The organism is Erwinia sp. (assembly GCF_031978025.1).
Lineage (GTDB): Bacteria > Pseudomonadota > Gammaproteobacteria > Enterobacterales > Enterobacteriaceae > Erwinia.
In genome coordinates this window covers 1-3,337 of record NZ_DALZCD010000367.1, presented here as the reverse complement: position 1 = coordinate 3,337, position 3,337 = coordinate 1, and the positions used below count along the sequence as shown (strand labels likewise).

Genomic DNA, 3,337 nt, shown 5'->3' with positions numbered 1-3,337 from the left:
GCCAGGTACAATCTCCTGCATCATGCTCACAGCGTACGCTGATTAACATGCAGGCCTGCGCATAGTTCCAGCCGCGAATGCCAATACCCGCCAGCTGGCGGACCTGAGAATTCGCACCGTCCGCACCCACAACCAGCCTGGCGTGGATCGTTTCGCCATCCGCCAGCGTCAGTGCCCAGCCGCCATTGCAGGCCTGCAGCGCCTGTAGCCGCGCAGGCGTATTCAGCGTCACTTCCTGCTGCTGCAGCCGCTGCCAGAGCGCTCGCTGCAGCACGCTGTTCTCTACCATAAAGCCCAGCTCCGGTAATCCCAGTGAGGCAGCGTCAAACCCCACTTTTGCCGTTTGCCATTCCCATGTTTCAAGCTTGCGGTACGGCGCGCTACGCATAGCCTGAACGTGAGGCCACACGTCCAGCTGCTTCAGTAAATCAACCGAAGAGGCGCCCAGCGCGGAAATACGGATATCCGGGTCGCTCTCGGGCAGGAATTCAGCCGGCTCCTGCTTTTCCAACACCGACACCTGAAAGCCCTGAGCCGCCAGTCCGCTGGCCAGCGCCGCGCCTACCATGCCGCCGCCCACAATAGCGACATCCCATTTTTGCATTATTTCTGTCATCATATTTTCCTGTCCAGTGGACATCCTTGCGCTTTATACGGGCTAATTCTGTTACCCTAAGTGTACCGGATTTTTAGCGGCTGTTGAGAAAACGGCAAGGCGCTGGTCACCACAGCGGCAAAGCTTTACAATACGCGCCCTGCATTCTCTCCTGCATGATAAATGGCAACCAGATGACGAAAAAACTTTATATCAAAACCTGGGGCTGTCAGATGAATGAGTATGACTCATCCAAAATGGCTGACCTGTTAAACAGCACCCACGGCTATTCCCTGACGGAAGTGGCGGAAGAGGCCGATGTGCTGCTGCTCAACACCTGTTCCATTCGTGAAAAGGCCCAGGAAAAAGTTTTCCATCAGCTTGGACGTTGGAAAACGCTGAAAGATCGCAATCCCGATGTGGTCATCGGCGTAGGCGGCTGCGTGGCATCGCAGGAAGGCGAGCATATTCGCCAGCGTGCCCATTTCGTCGATATCGTTTTCGGCCCGCAGACGCTGCATCGCCTGCCGGAAATGATCAATACCGTGCGCGGCTCAAAAAGCCCGATTGTCGACATCAGTTTCCCGGAGATTGAAAAATTCGACCGCCTGCCGGAACCGAAAGCAGACGGCCCGACGGCGTTTGTTTCCATCATGGAAGGCTGTAATAAATATTGTACTTTCTGCGTGGTGCCCTACACCCGCGGTGAAGAAGTCAGCCGCCCGAGCGATGATATCCTGTTTGAAATCGCTCAGCTGGCGGCCCAGGGCGTACGTGAGGTCAATTTGCTGGGTCAGAACGTTAATGCCTATCGTGGCGAAACGTTTGACGGCGAAGTCTGCACCTTTGCTGACCTGCTGCGTCTGGTGGCGGCCATCGACGGCATTGACCGTATCCGCTTTACCACCAGCCATCCGATTGAATTTACAGACGACATAATTGAAGTCTACCGTGATACGCCAGAACTGGTCAGCTTCCTGCATCTGCCTGTACAGAGCGGCGCCGATCGTATCCTGACGCTAATGAAGCGCGCCCATACCGCGCTGGAATATAAAGCGATCATTCGCAAGCTGCGCGCGGCGCGTCCTGATATTCAGATAAGCTCTGATTTTATCATCGGCTTCCCGGGGGAAACCCAGCAGGATTTTGAGCAGACGATGAAGCTAATTGGCGAAGTCAATTTTGATACCAGCTACAGCTTTATCTATTCAGCCCGTCCCGGCACGCCAGCGGCGGATCTGCCAGATGACGTACCGGAAGAAGAGAAAAAGCAGCGTCTGTGGATCCTGCAGGATCGCATTAACCAGCAGGCGATGGCATGGAGTCGCCGTATGGTCGGCACCGTGCAGCGTATCCTGGTGGAGGGCACCTCACGCAAAAACGTCATGGAGCTGTCGGGCCGCACAGAAAATAACCGCGTGGTTAACTTTGAAGGCACGCCAGAGATGATCGGCAAGTTTGTGGATGTCGAGATAGTCGATGTTTATACCAACTCGCTGCGCGGCAAAGTGGTGCGCACCGAAGCGGAAATGGGCCTGCGTATCAATGAGTCTCCTGCTTCTGTGATCGCACGCACGCGCAAGGAAAATGAGCTGGGCGTCGGTCTCTTCCAGCCCTGATCCCACCAAACTTTTGCGGCGAATCTCACAGGTTCGCCGCCTGAAAACGCGTACACGGCTTGCTTTCTGCGCACTCTGCCCAAATATCTTCACCTGCGCTTGCGCATTATGGCGTAGCCATAAATAATTCCCATAGGGTCACGACGTTACTGAGGTGACCCGCCTGTGAAAAGCCATCCTCAACCTGGCCCTGAGCGACCCAAAGGATTAGTTTGAATATTGAAACACGCGAAATCACTTTAGATCCTGCTGATAATCATCGCTTACTAAGCCTGTGCGGCCCTTTTGACGACAATATCAAGCAGCTGGAACGCCGGTTAGGCATTGAGATTAATCGTCGTGATAATGCCTTTAAGCTGACGGGTAAATCATTGATTGTCGATGCTGCCGTTCGTATTCTGCGCGACCTTTATGTCGATACGGCCCCGGTACGTGGGCATATCCCGGATATCGATCCTGAACAGATCCATCTGGCGATTAAAGAGAGCCGGGTCCTGGAACAGTCGGCGGACAGCGTGCCTGAATACGGCAAAGCGGTGACTATCAAGACCAAACGTGGCGTCATCAAGCCGCGTACGCCCAATCAGGCGCAGTACGTGGCAAATATGCTCGATCATGATATTACCTTTGGTATCGGCCCGGCCGGTACGGGGAAAACCTACCTGGCGGTGGCGGCAGCTGTAGACGCGCTGGAGCGTCAGGAAGTGCGCCGTATTCTGTTGACGCGTCCGGCGGTGGAAGCTGGCGAGAAGCTGGGCTTCCTGCCTGGTGATCTGAGCCAAAAGGTCGATCCTTATCTGCGTCCTCTGTATGACGCGCTGTTTGAGATGCTGGGCTTCGAGCGCGTGGAAAAGCTGATTGAGCGCAACGTGATCGAAGTTGCCCCGCTGGCCTATATGCGCGGCCGCACGCTGAACGATGCTTTTATTATTCTGGATGAAAGCCAGAACACCACCATCGAGCAGATGAAGATGTTTTTGACCCGCATCGGCTTCAACTCTAAAGCGGTTATTACCGGCGACGTCACGCAGATTGACCTGCCGCGTAATCTGAAATCGGGCCTGCGCCATGCGATTGAAGTGCTTGCCGACGTGGAGGAGATTAGCTTTAACTTCTTCCACAG

The 3,337-nt window shown here is 54.8% G+C and carries 3 protein-coding genes; 2 read left to right on the top strand and 1 reads right to left on the bottom strand.

Annotation, left to right across the window (positions count from 1 at the left end):
* Positions 1-616: FAD-dependent oxidoreductase (locus RTK32_RS20310; protein ID WP_312047111.1), on the bottom strand; the 616-nt coding region annotated here is incomplete at its 3' end.
* Between the two features lie 173 nt (positions 617-789).
* Here RTK32_RS20310 and miaB point away from each other — a divergent pair.
* Positions 790-2,214 carry a tRNA (N6-isopentenyl adenosine(37)-C2)-methylthiotransferase MiaB gene (miaB, locus tag RTK32_RS20305; protein ID WP_312047109.1) on the top strand — a complete coding sequence of 475 codons (1,425 nt, stop codon included), beginning with the start codon at positions 790-792 and terminating at the stop codon, positions 2,212-2,214.
* 212 nt (positions 2,215-2,426) lie between these two features.
* Positions 2,427-3,337 (top strand): PhoH family protein (locus RTK32_RS20300; protein ID WP_312047107.1); only part of this gene is annotated, 911 nt, incomplete at its 3' end.